General features: G+C 71.8%; 13 protein-coding genes. 9 read left to right on the top strand and 4 right to left on the bottom strand.

Annotated features, from left to right (window positions below):
* Positions 1-13 precede the first annotated feature (13 nt).
* Positions 14-799, bottom strand: a complete 786-nt coding sequence (locus OHO83_RS14935) for an SDR family NAD(P)-dependent oxidoreductase (RefSeq protein ID WP_266674853.1) — start codon at positions 797-799, stop codon at positions 14-16.
* 221 nt (positions 800-1020) lie between these two features.
* Here OHO83_RS14935 and OHO83_RS14930 point away from each other — a divergent pair, with 221 nt between their 5' ends.
* Positions 1021-1509: an SRPBCC domain-containing protein gene (locus tag OHO83_RS14930; RefSeq protein WP_329433819.1), complete on the top strand. Its 489-nt coding sequence runs from the start codon at positions 1021-1023 to the stop codon at positions 1507-1509.
* The gene (locus OHO83_RS14925) at positions 1506-2654 is read left to right on the top strand and encodes a hydrolase (RefSeq protein ID WP_266674855.1); all 1149 of its coding nucleotides are present in this window, start codon (positions 1506-1508) and stop codon (positions 2652-2654) included. The genes OHO83_RS14930 and OHO83_RS14925 overlap by 4 nt, the downstream gene beginning before the upstream one ends.
* A gap of 78 nt (positions 2655-2732) precedes the next feature.
* On the opposite strand, the gene OHO83_RS14920 is transcribed toward OHO83_RS14925, so the two are convergent.
* Entirely contained in the window at positions 2733-4007 is a 1275-nt protein-coding gene (locus tag OHO83_RS14920) for an NAD(P)/FAD-dependent oxidoreductase (protein ID WP_330279604.1), read from the bottom strand.
* Positions 4007-4330: a 2Fe-2S iron-sulfur cluster-binding protein gene (locus OHO83_RS14915; protein WP_266674857.1), complete on the bottom strand. Its 324-nt coding sequence runs from the start codon at positions 4328-4330 to the stop codon at positions 4007-4009. Before OHO83_RS14915 ends, OHO83_RS14920 begins: the two co-directional genes overlap by 1 nt.
* Positions 4331-4489: 159 nt before the next feature.
* On the opposite strand from OHO83_RS14915, the gene OHO83_RS14910 reads away from it, so the two are divergent.
* Positions 4490-6025, top strand: coding sequence for an MFS transporter (locus OHO83_RS14910; protein ID WP_330279603.1), 1536 nt, complete (start codon positions 4490-4492; stop codon positions 6023-6025).
* Positions 6026-6099: 74 nt separating this feature from the next.
* On the opposite strand, the gene OHO83_RS14905 is transcribed toward OHO83_RS14910, so the two are convergent.
* Complete coding sequence (locus OHO83_RS14905) at positions 6100-7326, bottom strand: cytochrome P450 (protein WP_266674859.1); 1227 nt, start codon at positions 7324-7326, stop codon at positions 6100-6102.
* Between the two features lie 159 nt (positions 7327-7485).
* Between OHO83_RS14905 and OHO83_RS14900 the strand changes: the two genes are divergently transcribed.
* The 6 genes from OHO83_RS14900 (at position 7486) to OHO83_RS14875 (ending at position 13351) form a co-directional block, all read left to right on the top strand.
* Positions 7486-8532 carry a CaiB/BaiF CoA transferase family protein gene (locus OHO83_RS14900; RefSeq protein ID WP_330279602.1) on the top strand — a complete coding sequence of 349 codons (1047 nt, stop codon included), beginning with the start codon at positions 7486-7488 and terminating at the stop codon, positions 8530-8532.
* Between the two features lie 128 nt (positions 8533-8660).
* A complete protein-coding gene (gene cimA / locus OHO83_RS14895) occupies positions 8661-10301 on the top strand; it encodes a citramalate synthase (RefSeq protein ID WP_330279601.1) in 1641 nt (546 codons plus the stop codon).
* Positions 10302-10318: 17 nt separating this feature from the next.
* A complete protein-coding gene (locus tag OHO83_RS14890; protein ID WP_266674862.1) occupies positions 10319-11350 on the top strand; it encodes a ketoacyl-ACP synthase III family protein in 1032 nt (343 codons plus the stop codon).
* Positions 11351-11444: 94 nt separating this feature from the next.
* Positions 11445-12434, top strand: coding sequence for an aromatase/cyclase (locus tag OHO83_RS14885; RefSeq protein ID WP_266674863.1), 990 nt, complete (start codon positions 11445-11447; stop codon positions 12432-12434).
* Positions 12421-13053: an antibiotic biosynthesis monooxygenase family protein gene (locus OHO83_RS14880; protein WP_266674864.1), complete on the top strand. Its 633-nt coding sequence runs from the start codon at positions 12421-12423 to the stop codon at positions 13051-13053. Before OHO83_RS14885 ends, OHO83_RS14880 begins: the two co-directional genes overlap by 14 nt.
* A 106-nt stretch (positions 13054-13159) precedes the next feature.
* Complete coding sequence (locus tag OHO83_RS14875; RefSeq protein ID WP_266674865.1) at positions 13160-13351, top strand: acyl-CoA carboxylase subunit epsilon; 192 nt, start codon at positions 13160-13162, stop codon at positions 13349-13351.
* Positions 13352-13402: the final 51 nt, after the last annotated feature.

Raw genomic sequence — 13402 nt, 5'->3', positions numbered from 1 at the left:
TCGATCAGGGCCATCAGTAGTTGCCGAGCCCACCGCAGACGTTCATGGCCTGGGCGGTGATGGACCCGGCCGAGTCCGACGCGAGGTAGCCGACGAGCCCGGCGACCTCCTCGGGGGTGGAGTAACGGCCGAGCGGGATCTTGGCGTTGAACTTCTCCTGGATCTCCTGCTCGCTGACCCCGTAGTGGCCCGCGTAGCCCTGTCGCACGCGCTGGGCCATGGGCGTCTCGACGTATCCGGGGCAGACGGCGTTCACGGTGATGCCGGTCGGGGCGAGCTCCTTGCCGACGGCCTTGGTGAAGCCGATCACGCCGTGCTTGGAGGCGGAGTAGGGCGCGGCGAGCTCGACGCCCTGCTTGCCGCCGGTGGAGGCGATGTTGATGATCCGGCCCCAGGACCCCTCGCGCATCAGGCCCGTGCCGAGCACTTCCCGGGTGACCCGGAAGGTGCCGTTCAGGTTGGTCTCGATCACGTCGTCCCAGAGCGCGTCGGGCAGTTCCGCGGTCACCCCGCCACCGCCGCGGCCCGCGTTGTTGACGAGGATGTCGATGCGGCCGTACTCGGCCACCGCGGCGGCCACGGCCTGCTGGATCTGCGTCACGGACGTCACGTCGCACACCGTGCCGGCCACCTCGTGGCCCTGCTCGCGCTGCGCCTTGACCATGGTGCGGACGTTCTCCGCGTCCCGCGCCACACCGAACACCGCGACGCCCTGCCGGGCCAGCAGCTCGGTCACGGCCAGGCCGATCCCGCTGGTCGCCCCGGTGACGAAGGCCACTCGTCGTCCCGTGTCTGTCATCGTGCTCTCCCCATCGCTCGTGTCGATATCGCTCGTGTCGATCCGGTCCACGTCGGCTCGACGGTGGGCCCGTCGCCTTGCGGGTTTCTCGGACCGGGGTGGAGGCGGGCTGGAGTCCGGCTGTTCGAGCCGTACTCGACACGGGGCCTAGCGGGGCCGGTCAGCTTGGGCGCATTGGATGCCGTGGCCGGGCGGACACCTGGCCGGAGCGAGGAGGCCCCGTGCCCGAGCAACAGACCCTGCCCGACGTCAGGAAGTCGGTGACCGTGGCGGCGACGCCCGGCGAGTGCTTCAAGGTCTTCACCGAGCGCCCGGCGGACTGGTGGCCGCCGAGCCACATTCTGGTGCGCAAGGAGCGGGCCGGCCTCGCCTTCGAAGGCGAAGTGGGCGGGCGCTACTACGAGTGGGACGTGGAGGGCACCGAGATCGCCTGGGGCCGCGTGCTGGAGTGGGAGCCGGGCCGGCGCGTCGTCATGACCTGGCGGATCGACCCCAACTGGCAGTCCCTCCCCACCGACGAGGGCGCCAGCCAGATCGAGGTCGACTTCGAGGCCGTCGACGCGGGACACACCCGCGTCTCGCTCGCCCACGTCAAGCTGGACCAGCACGGTCCGGGCGCCGAGCGGATCTTCAAGGCGCTCGACGGGCCGAGCCCCGGCGAGACGCTCGAACTCTTCGCCCGTGCCGTCGCGAACGGGTCCGGATCGTGAGCGTCGACGTCGGCGTGATCGCCGCTCCCGACACCGACCGGGCCGTTCCCGCCGCCGGGCTCGTCCCCGCCGCCGACCGGCTCAGGTTGCTCGCGGCCCGCCACGCGGCCGACGCGGACACGGGCCGCAGCCTGTCCCGCGAGGTCACCGACGCGATACGGGAGGCGGGGTTCGCCCGGCATTTCGTGGCCGCGCGGTTCGGCGGCACGGAGGGCTCGTTCGCGGACCTGACCCGCGCGGTCATGTCCGTCGGCGAGGGCTGTGCCGCCTCGGCCTGGTGTGCCTCGCTCGCGGCGTACTCGGCCCGCTTCGCCTCGCACCTGCCCGAGCAGGGGCACCAGGAGCTGTGGGGCGCGGGACCCGACACGTTCGTGGCGACCGGTCTGATGCCCGCCGGGCGGGCCAGGCCGGCGGACGGTGGCTGGCGGGTCACCGGTGAGTGGGCCTACGTCAGCGCCGTCGACTTCGCCGACTGGGTGATGGTCTGCGCGGCGGCCGCGGGTGGTGAGGGCCCGCCGCAGCTGCGCTTCTTCACGCTGCCGCGCGGCGCGTACACGGTGCGCGAGACCTGGGACAGCGTGGGGATGCGGGCCACCGGCAGCCACACCGTCGTGGTCGACGACGTGTTCGTACCGGCGCATCTGACCCTCGACCGCGCCGACATGCTCACGGGCCGCAACGGCGCTTCCGCCGTGCCCGCCCACAACGTGCCCTTCCAGGCGGTGGGCGGACTCACCTTCATCGCCCCGGTCGTCGGCGCCGCCACCGGCGCGCTCGCCGCCTGTACGGGATCGATCACCGGGCGCCGGCGCAACGACACCGCCGAGCTCACCGTCGTACGCGCCTCCGGCCGGATCGACGCCGCACGTCACCTCGTCGAAGAGAGCGCCCGGGTCCTCGACCGGCGGCGGTTCACCCCCGAGCGCATGGCGCGCAACGAGCGCAACGCCCCCTTCGCCGCCGAGATGCTCCGCGAGGCCGTGGCCCTGCTGGTCGGCGCCGCCGGGACGGGCGGCCTCGGCGAGGGGCACGCACTCCAGCGCTTCTGGCGGGACATCACGTCGGCGACGAGCCACGTGGCGCTCCAGTACGACACCGCCGCCCGCAAGAACTACTCCGCGGTGCTGCTCGGCCCGGAGAGCTGATCTCCCGCGTACGGCGAAGGGGGCGTCCGTGGTGCGGACGTCCCCTTCTCCGTACGCGCAGGAAGCAGGAATCGGTCGTCAGGCGGGGACGGACATGGCGGGTGAGGCGGGGGACGCGGCAGGCGTACGAGGGAGCTTCTTGAGGTCGAAGCCCGGCTCCCGGGCCGTATCCGGTGCCAGATGCATGCCGGTGGTCAGCAGCCGACGGACGATGCCGTGGTCCGCCGGCCGGTTCATGGACTCGGCGCCGATCAGACGGCCGGCGCGGAAACAGAGGACGGAGAACCGCCCGCTGTCCGGGTCGCCGACGGTCACGGTCTCGTCGTGGACGGCCGTCAGACCGGCCATCTGGAGCCGCATCGCGTACTGCTCCGACCAGAACCAGGGCACGGCGGTGTACGCGTACGGCTCGCCACAGATCGCGGCGGCCACGCAGCGCGCCTGGTCCGTGGCGTTCTGGACGGACTCGAGGCGGACGTGCCGGCCGGCGTGCGGGCTGGGGAAGCGGGCGCAGTCACCGACCGCGTAGATGTCCGGGTCCTCGGTCCGCAGCCGCTCGTCCACGACGATGCCGTCGCCGACGACCAGGTCCGCGGTGAGCGCGAGGCGCGTGTCCGGCAGGACACCGACACCGACCACGACGAGATCGGCGGCGATCCGCTCGCCGTCCCCCAGCTCCATGACCTGGACCCGGCCCTCCGCGTCGCCGTACAGCGCGGACACCTCGCGGCCGAGCAGCACCCGCACCCCCTGGGCGCGGTGCTCGGCGACGACCCGGGCCGACATCTGCGGCGTCAGCGCGCGGGCCAGCGCCCTCGGCTGGGCCTCGACCACGGTCACGTCGTGGCCGAGGCCACGCGCGGTGGCCGCCACCTCGAGACCGATGAACCCGGCGCCGACCACGACGACGCTGCGGGGCGGTCCGCTGAGCCGCAGCCGCAGGTCCTCCGCGTCGGCCAGGCCGCGCAGCGTGAGGACCCCGGTCAGCGAGGCTCCGGGCACGGGCAGCGTGCGCGGGCGGCTGCCGGTCGCCAGAACCAGCGCGCCGTACGGCAGGCGCAGCCCGGACTCCAGCAGGACGGTGCGGCGCTCCCGGTCGACCGAGGCGACCCGGTCGCCCGACAGCAGCTCGATGTCCTGCGCGGCGTAGAACGACGGCGGGCGCAGTGCGATGTCCGCGGCCGGGACCGTGCCGGCCAGATAGCCCTTCGACAGGGGCGGGCGGTCGCAGGGGCCGGACGGCTCGTCCCCGACGAGCATGATCCGGCCCTCGTAGCCGCGGCCGCGCAGGGCTGCCGCTGTTTCGAGACCGGCCTGGCCCGCGCCGACGACCACCACCGAGTGCGAGGCCATCAGCTCTGCGCCTCGGGCAGGTGCACCAACAGGCCGTCCAGGTCCTCGGAGACCGGCAGCTGGCAGCTGAGCCTGCTGAACTCGGTGCGCTCGCACGCCGTTCCGTACAGCACGTCGTCCTCGACGGGGTCCATCTCGGGCAGCGGCACGGAGCTCTCGGCGTCGACGTACACATGGCAGGTGCCGCACTGCGCGGAGCCGCCGCACTGGGCCTCGATGCCGTCGACGTTGTTGAGCTTCGCCGCGCGCATGACCGTGTTGGGCGCCTCGACGTCGAGGATGGTGACGGTGCCGTTCGGATGCTTGTAGGTGATCTTGGCCATGGTGAGCTCTCCTAGGGGAATATCGGCCATCCGTGCGGAGGTACCGCAACGGACTGTGGCGAGAGGCCCTGCAATCGCGGTGGAGGAACTCTCGACCGCCTGTGCGGACTCGACCGGATCGCTACCGCCGGTCGACCGGTCCGGCCGAGCGTGCCTGCCATGACTGTGACCGAAGAGACCCGAGAGAGGGCCGCCGAGCCCGGCAGGGGGAGTGCCGGCGACCGGCTCTCCCTCGTGCTGGCCGCCTGCTGCCTGGGCCAGTTCATGAACGTGCTGGACGCCTCGGTGGTGAACGTGGCCCTGCCCGTCATCGCCGCGGACCTGCACTTCACCCAGCACAACCTGCAACTCGTGAACAACGCCTACACGGTGGTCGTCTGCGGCTTCCTGCTGCTCGGCGGGCGGCTCGCGGACCTGTTCGGCCAGCGCCGGATCTTCGCGTGCGGTGCCGGTCTGTTCACGCTGGCCAGCCTCGTCGGGGGAGCCGCGGACGCTCCGCTCACCCTGGTCCTCGCCCGCGCCTTCCAGGGGCTCGGCGCCGCGGTCATGGCACCGGCCACCCTCACCGTGCTCGGTACGACGTTCACCGAACCGGCCGCCCGCGCACGGGCATTCGGCTGGTGGAGCGCGGTCTCCGGAGCCGCGGGCGCGATCGGTGTGCTGGCCGGAGGCGTGATCATCGAGTGGTTCTCCTGGCGCTGGATCTTCCTGGTGAACGTCCCGATCGGCCTCGTGCTGTTCGCCGCCGTCCGCTGGGTGGTCCCGGAGACCCGCCCCCGCCGGACGGGCGCGCAGGGCAGCGGCCTCGACCTGCCCGGCGCGGTGACCGTCACTCTCGGCCTGATGTCCGCCGTCTACGGCGTCTCCCAGTACGCCGCGCACGGCTGGGGATCGCCACGGGTCCTCGGTCCACTGCTGGCCGGGGCACTCCTGATCGCCGCGTTCCTGGTGATCCAGGCGAGGTTCGCCCGCCATCCCCTGGTGCCGCTCGGCATCTTCCGGAACCGGTCGGTCGCTGCCGCCAACCTGGTGGCCTTCTTCGGCATCGCCGCCCTCTTCAGCACCTTCTACTTCTTCACGCTGGTACTCCAACAGGTCCTCGGCTACAGCCCGTTGCACACGGGGCTCAGCTACCTGCCGCTCTCCGTCGGCATGGCCCTCGGCGGCTGGGGGATCGCGCCCCTCGTGCCGAGGATCGGCCCGCGCCCGATCCTGCTCGGCGGCCTCGCCCTTGCCGCGGGTGCCCTGTTCTGGCTGTCCATGGTGGACGCGGGCGCGGGCTACCTCGGCGACGTGCTCGGACCCTGCATCCTCCTCGGATCGGGAATGGGCGCGGTGCTCAACGCCACGACGAACGCCGCCACCGCCGGGCTCGCCCCCCACCAGGCCGGTCTGGCCTCCGGGCTCCTCAACACCACCCGCCAACTCGGCAGCGCCGTGGGCCTGGTGACTCTGGCCGCGCTGTCCGCGGCCCGTATCGACGCCCGGACCGGGGCCGGCGCGGGCGCCGTCGACGCCAGGGCCGCTGGCTACGGCCTGGCTCTCACCGGCGCCGCCCTGTTCGCCGTCGCGGGCTTCGTCGCCGCGCTCTTCGTCCCGGTCCGCAAGCAGTCCCGTGGCACCCAAGGTGACACCGGCACCGCTCAAGGTGACACCGGCACTCCTCAGGGCAACGCCGAAACGTCTGCCGTCTGAGGGGACGGAGGGGCAATACGCCTGGGCCGCCGACCGCTTCCGCGGTCGGCGGCCCAGGCGCGGCCTTGCTGGACTCACCACTTCACGGGCAGCTCCCACAGCCCGTAGATCACGGCCCCTTCCTTGCGGGGTATCTCCAGGAAGGGCTTGGCGAGTTCGAGGGTGGGGATGCGCTGGAACAGTTTGCTCCACACGATCTCCAGCTCCAGACGGGCGAGGTCCGCGCCGATGCAGTGGTGCACCCCGTGCCCGAAGCCGAGGTGCTTGCGGCTGCCGCGGGTGATGTCGAGCTTCTCCGGCTCGGGGAAGACCTCCGGGTCACGGTTGGCCGCGAGGCCGAGGCAGAGGATGCCGTCGCCCTTGCGGATGGTCTGGCCGCCGATCTCGATGTCCTCCAGGGCGACCCGGGGCACCGCCGTGTCACCGATCGTCGCGTACCGCACCAGCTCTTCGACGGCCGGCTTGACCAAAGAGGGGTCGGAGAGCAGGAGTTGCAGCTGGTCGGGGTTCTCCAGGAGGCAGGCCGTGCCGAGCGAGATCTGGCTGGCGGTCGTCTCGTGGCCGCCGTTCATCAGCAGCCGCACCATGTTGAACAGATCGCGGTCGGTGTACTCCTCGCCGGACGCCTCGTAGTCGGCCATCGCGCGGCTCAGCAGATCCTCGCCGGGCTCACGCTTCTTCAGCTGGATGAGGTCGTTGACGTACTCGTTCACCTCGACGATGGCCGCCTGCCGCTCCTCCGTGGAGCTGTGGCCGCCGAGGAGCGCCGTGCCGTGCTTGATGAAGAACTCGTGCCGGTCCTGCGGGATCCCGAGGAGTTCGCAGATGACCGTCATGGGCACCGACAGCGAGAACGCGTGGTGGAAGTCCACGACGGGCGTCATCGCGAGGAGCTTGTCGAGGTGGTCGTCGACGATCTCCTCGATCCGCGGCCGCAGCCGCCGAACCTGCCGGCTGGTGAACGTCAGAGCGGCCTTGCGGCGGGTGTCGCTGTGCTCCTTGCCGTCATATCCGATGAACGACGTCTCGGTGCGGTACTCCGGCGGAGCGATGAAGTAGAAGGGGAAGTTATCGTGCTTGCGGGACGCGCTGACCCGCGGGTCGGTGAGCAGGCGGCGGATGGTCTCATAACCGGCGACCGTCCATATCCGCAGGCCGGATCCCCTGAGCGTGACCTGGGAGACGTCCTTCTCGACGATCTCCCCGTACTCCTTCGGGGGCGTGAACGGGCACTGTCGCGCGTAGGGAAAGGGTTTGGTCTCCGCCTCTGCGGCGCCCTGCTCCGTGGCACTGGTGGTCACAGTGAATCCTTCCTCCTGGGGGAGTTTCCTCATGAAGAACCGGACAGACAGCAGTTCTTGAAGCACGCTGCCAGCGCGCGCTCGGGCACAGGTGGAGTCGCCGCCCGCGCTCCAGCCGGGCGCGAGAGGGGTTCGGGCGCGCCTCCCTAGCCTCACGGCATGGGCATAGCGACAAGTGAGGGGCGGTCCCGGGGGACCGGCCCGCTGAGCGGGCTGCGGGTGGTCGAACTGGCGGCGATCGGGCCGGTGCCCTTCGCCTGTATGATCCTCGCCGATCTCGGCGCCGAGGTGATCCGGGTCGACCGGGCCGACGGACGGCGCTCCTTCGAAGAATGGCACCAGGAACTCGACCGGGGCCGGCACCGTATCGCGCTGGATCTGAAGAGCCCGGACGACGTCGAGGAGCTCCTGAGTCTTCTGGAGAGCTCCGACGTCCTGATCGAGGGCTTCCGGCCAGGTGTCGCGGAGCGGCTCGGCATCGGGCCCGAGGTGTGTCTGGAACGCAACCCGGCGCTCGTGTACGCCCGGATGACGGGCTGGGGCCAGGACGGGCCGCTCGCCGCGGCCCCCGGACACGACATCAACTACCTGGCCCTGACCGGTGCCCTGTACGCGATCGGCGAGTCCGGCGGCCCGCCCGTCGTCCCGGTGAACTTCCTGGGGGACTTCGGGGGCGGCTCCATGTTCCTGCTCGCCGGTGTCCTCGCGGCCCTGTACGAACGCGGGTCGACCGGCGCCGGCCGGGTCGTCGACGCGGCGATCGTGGACGGCGTCGGCGCGATGCTCGGCATGCTCGTCGGCATGCGGTCGGCAGGACAGTGGCGGCACGAGCGCGGCACGAACCTGCTCGACGGCGGCGCCCCGTTCTACACCTGCTACGCGTGCGCCGACGGCGGGTACGTCGCGGTCGGCGCGCTCGAGGAGCGCTTCTACGCGGCGCTGCTCCACGGCCTCGGACTCGACGCGGCGGCGCTGCCCGACCGTGACGACCCGCGCAACTGGCCGGCTCTGCGCCGGGAGTTCGCGCACCGCTTCGTCGGCGCCACCCGCGACCACTGGGCGCAGCACTTCGAGGGAACCGAGGCGTGTGTGACGCCGGTGCTGAGCGCCGCCGAGGCCGCCGCGCATCCGCACCACCAGGCACGCGGCAGCGGTCCCTCCACGGTGGCCCCGCGCTTCAGCCGCACGCCCGCCCCGTACCACTGACTCCGGGCGTCCTGCGGTCCCGCCGCGCGGTCCATCACCGCTCGAGCCGTTCTCCGGTCCGCCGCCGGACGGTGGGGTCACCATCCGGAGGCCGGTATCACCGGCGCATACAGGACAAGGGAGGGGCGATGGCCGAGCGGAGCTTCCAGCTCTACGACACGACCCTGCGCGACGGCGCCCAGCAGGAAGGCATGGTGCTGACGGTCGAGGACAAGCTCGCCGTCGCACGTGAGCTCGACGGACTCGGGGTCGGCTTCATCGAGGGCGGCTGGCCCGGGGCCGTACCGCGGGACACCGAGTTCTTCCGCCGGGCCCGCACCGAACTCGACCTGAAGCACGCCGTCCTCGCCGCGTTCGGAGCCACCCGCCGGCCCGGCGTCCCGGCCCCAGTAGACCCGCAGGTACGGGCCCTGCTCGCGGCCGAGACCCCCGTGGTGACCCTCGTCGCCAAGAGCCACACGGGCCATGTGCGCGACGCGCTGCGCACCACCCTCGCGGAGAACCTTTCCATGATCGGCGGCACGGTGCGCCACCTGGTGCACGCGGGGCGGCGGGTCTTCGTCGACGCGGAGCACTACTTCGACGGCTATCAGCTCAACCGCGAGTACGCCCTCGCCGTCGTGCGCACCGCGGCCGAGGCCGGCGCGGAGACCGTCGTCCTGTGCGACACCAACGGCGGCTCCCTGCCCGACGAGGTCGCGGCCGTCGTCGCCGAGACGCGCGCCCTGACCGGCGTACAGCTCGGCATCCACTGCCACAACGACACCGGTTGCGCCGTCGCCAACACCATGGCGGCCGTCGACGCCGGCGCCGTCCAGGCCCAGGGCACCGCCCACGGCTACGGCGAGCGGTGCGGCAACGCGGACCTGTTCACCGTCATCGCCAACCTTGTGCTCAAGCGCGGCCGCGAGGTCGTCCCGCTCGAGCGGCTGGCGGGCCTCGCCGCGACCGGCCGGGCCATCGCCGAACTGACCGAGCTGCCCGGCAGCGGCGCCGCGCCCTACATCGGCGAATCGGCCTTCACGCACAAGGCCGGGCTGCACGCCTCGGCCCTGCGGGTCGACCCCGACCTCTACCAGCACACCCGCCCGGCCCTGGTGGGCAACGCGATGCGCACGCTCGTCTCCGACATGGGCGGCCGCTCCTCCATCGAGCTCAAGGCGCGCGAGCTGGGCTACGACGTCGAGGCGGGGTCCGACGAAGTGGCCCGCGCCGCGACCCGCGTCAAGGAACTCGAGAACGCCGGCTACAGCTTCGAGTCCGCCGACGCCTCGTTCGAGCTGCTGCTGCGCGAGGAGCTCACGGGCGCCCCGCGGTCCCAGCCGTTCGAGGTCGAGTCGTGGTCCGTGGGGGTCTTGGGGGTGCACGGCGACGAGGTCCGCACCGAGGCCACCGTGCGCCTGTCCGTCCAGGGCCGGGCCATCACCGCGACCGGACACGGCAACGGCCCGGTCAACGCCCTGGACACCGCGCTGCACGCCGCTCTCGACCCCTGCTTCCCGGCCCTGTCCCGGCTGGAGCTGACCGACTACCGGGTCCGGGTGCTCAGCGGCGAGACCGGCAGCAGCGCCGACGCCCGCGTCCTCATCTCCTACCGGGCCGGCAGCCGCCGCTGGGGCACCGTCGGCGTCGGCGCGAACACGACCGCGGCCAGCTGGCACGCGCTCCTCGACGCCGTCCACTACGTCCTGCTCGACGAACCGCCGGCCCAGGCCCCGGACGCGCCCGCCCACCGCCTCATGGCCTCGGTCGAACCGATCCGCCCCTGACCTGCCTTGGAGAGACTGTGCGTCTGGAAGACGTCTACATACGGGGGACCTCCACACGGCTTCCCACCCGCCTCACGATCGCCGATGCCGTCGCCTCCGGGGCCTGCCCACCCCGGACGGCCGCGGCGACCGGCATGGAGTCGGTGGCCTACTCGCCCGACGAGTCGGCTGCCGAAATGGCCGCGGCCGCCGCACACACCGCTCTGAGCCGGGCCGGCACGCACGGCGGCGACGTGGATCTCCTGCTGCACGCGGACACCTACCACCAGGGCCAGGACCTATGGCCGGTCGCCTCGTACATCCAGCGCGAGGCACTCGGCAACACCTGCCAGGCCGTCGAGATACGGCAGATGTCCAACGGCGGGCTCGCCGCCCTCGACCTGGCGAGCGCCTACCTCACCGCAGGCCACGGCCACAGCGACGCCCTCATCACCACCGCCGACCGCTTCTGCGCCCCGGGCATCGACCGCTGGAACACCGACCCCGGAACGCCCTACGCGGACGGCGCCACCTCGCTAGTGCTCTCCCGGCGCGGCGGCCACGCCCGCCTCGTCTCGCTCGCGCTGCACGCGGACCCGGACCTCGAGCCGCTGCACCGCGGCGACGACCCCTTCACCAAGGCCCCGTTCGGCCACCGCATCCCCGTCGACTTCGAGGCGGCCAAGCGTGCCTTCGTCGGCCGCGCCGGAATGTCGTACGCGATCTCCCGGGCCCACAGCGGCCAGCAGACGGTCATCAAGCAGGCGTTGGCCGACGCCGGCTCCGAACTCGCCGAAGCCGACTGGGTGGTACTGCCGCACTTCGGCAAACGGCGCCTGACGTCCATCTACTACAAGCCGTTCGGCATCGACCCCGCCCGCACCACATGGGACTACAGCCGCACGGTCGGGCACCTCGGCGCGGGCGACCAGTTCGCCGGCCTCGACCACCTGACCGTCTCGGGGCGCGCGGCGCCGGGCGACCGGATCGTCCTGGTCAGCGTCGGCGCCGGTTACAGCTGGGGCTGCGCAGTGATCGACATGCTCGAACGTCCTGACTGGGCCCAGTAGTTGACGACGTTCCACCGGTTCTCCAGTCCCGCTCGATCACCTCATGCCAACCTTGTGATCCGCCCTGCAGCGGACAGTCCGAAGGGAATTTGCCGTGGCGCCGACCACCACCACGTCCGAGACCGCAGAGCTCCACGTCACGGAGCACTCCATCACCGTGGCCGCGGCCCCCGCCGCCGTGTACGCGCTGGTGGCCGATGTCGCCGAGTGGCCGCAGGTGTTCGGGCCCACCGTGCACGTCGAGGTGCTCGAGGAGGCCCCCGCCGAAGGCGGCGAGCAACTCCTGCGCATCTGGGCGGTCGCCGGGGACAAGGTGCGCACCTGGACCTCGCGCCGGGTCCTCGACCCGGCGGCCCGCACCATCACCTTCCGCCAGGTGGTCACCGCCGCCCCCGTCGCGGAGATGGGCGGTGAGTGGCGCGTCCAGGAGCTGGAGGACGGCACCACCCGCGTCACGCTGCTGCACGACTACCGTGCCGTCGACGGGGACCCGGCCGCCGAGGAACTCATCGAGCAGGCCGTCGACGGCAACAGCCGCGCCGAGCTCCTCGCCCTCAAGAACACCGCCGAGCTGGCTGACGCGCGCGAGGAACTCCACTTCACCTTCAGCGACTCCGAGACCGTCTTCGGCGCGGCCGGCGACGTCTTCGCTTTCCTGGACCGCGCCGACCTGTGGCCGCAGCGGCTTCCGCACGTGGCCCGCCTCGACCTCACCGAGGACGAGGCCGGCATCCAGCACATGGACATGGACACCGCGAGCCCGGACGGATCGACGCACAACACCACCTCGGTCCGCGTCTGCTTCGAGGACCGCAAGGTCATCGTCTACAAGCAGCTCAGGGTGCCGGTCGCGATGAGCGGCCACACCGGACGCTGGGTGATCGAATCGCTGGGTGACGGCAGTGTCCGGGCCACGTCGTGGCACACCGTGACCCTGGACCCGGGAGGTGTACGCACCGCGCTGGGCCCGGACGCCACGCTCGCCGAGGCCCGCGCGCTGGTGCGCAAGGCGCTCGGGACCAACAGCTCCACCACCTTGCGTCATGCCAAGCAGTTCGCGGAGGAAGCGCGTGCACAGTCGTAGTCAGGACACACCGCTCACGGTGGTCAACCGGTTCGAGGTCAAGGGCGATCCCGCATGGTTCGAGCGTGAGTTCCGGGACCACTCCCAGTACCTGCGCCGACGTGAGGGCTTCGACTTCCTGGTGACCGTCCAGCTCGTCGAACGCCCTGATGTGTACGTCCACCTCGGGCACTGGCGGACGATGCGGGGCTTCCTCGACACCGTCCACGACGACACCTTCCAGGCCCACGTCAAAAAGCTCGGCCCGCTCGTCAGCACCGAGGTGGACCAGGCCGTGAGCGTGGAGCGGGTGCTCAAGGAGAACGCCGTCGTGGGTGCGGAGAACGTCATCCTGACCCAGGCCACGACCCTGGGCGCCACGTCGTCCTCGTTCGAGCGGCTGTTCGCCGAGACCAACGAGCACTTCGACCGGCTCGGCGGCTTCGGCGGCAGCGATCTGCTGCGGTCGACGCTCCGCCCCGACACCTACACGGCCGTCCAGTGGTGGCGGGACACCGCGGACTGCGAGCGGGCCCTGGCCGACAGCGGTCACCGTGCGCTGACCGAGCAGCTGCGCCGCACCGCGGACATCGAGGTGTCACGAAGCCGGCACGTGGCGTACGAACGCGTCCTCGCCTGACACGAGCGGCACTCCACCCGTACCGGAGCCGAGGGCCATCAGGTCCTCGGCTCCGGTACGTCCGGGGCACGAGCCCGCTTCTAGCGCGTGCGCGCACAGTGTCCTCATGGTGAACCAGATGCGTATCACTGTCGTCCGCGGCCTGCCTGACGAGGCCGAGCTGGCGGCCGTCACCGCCGTGCTGCTCGCCCTCGTGCGGCGTGCGGGTGAGCCCGACGACGAGACCAAGGCCGCTTACGCGGGCTGGACCGTCAAGGGCGGCGGGCACGCGCCCCGCGCCATCGGGGACACGCCGTGAACGCGAGTTCGCCGTACATCCACCGGCCAGGCGCAGGCCCCTCCGGGGGCA

The organism is Streptomyces sp. NBC_00569 (genome assembly GCF_036345255.1).
GTDB lineage: Bacteria > Actinomycetota > Actinomycetes > Streptomycetales > Streptomycetaceae > Streptomyces.
Note: the sequence above shows the minus strand (reverse complement) of the source record. Positions and strands in the feature narration are given on the sequence as shown.

Coding starts and splice junctions, on each gene's coding strand:
- OHO83_RS14935 (WP_266674853.1), bottom strand. CDS start 799: ATGACAGACACGGGACGACGAGTGGCCTTCGTCACCGGGGCGACCAGC.
- OHO83_RS14910 (WP_330279603.1), top strand. CDS start 4,490: ATGACTGTGACCGAAGAGACCCGAGAGAGGGCCGCCGAGCCCGGCAGG.
- cimA (WP_330279601.1), top strand. CDS start 8,661: ATGGCCGAGCGGAGCTTCCAGCTCTACGACACGACCCTGCGCGACGGC.
- OHO83_RS14920 (WP_330279604.1), bottom strand. CDS start 4,007: ATGGCCTCGCACTCGGTGGTGGTCGTCGGCGCGGGCCAGGCCGGTCTC.
- OHO83_RS14875 (WP_266674865.1), top strand. CDS start 13,160: ATGGTGAACCAGATGCGTATCACTGTCGTCCGCGGCCTGCCTGACGAG.
- OHO83_RS14900 (WP_330279602.1), top strand. CDS start 7,486: ATGGGCATAGCGACAAGTGAGGGGCGGTCCCGGGGGACCGGCCCGCTG.
- OHO83_RS14915 (WP_266674857.1), bottom strand. CDS start 4,330: ATGGCCAAGATCACCTACAAGCATCCGAACGGCACCGTCACCATCCTC.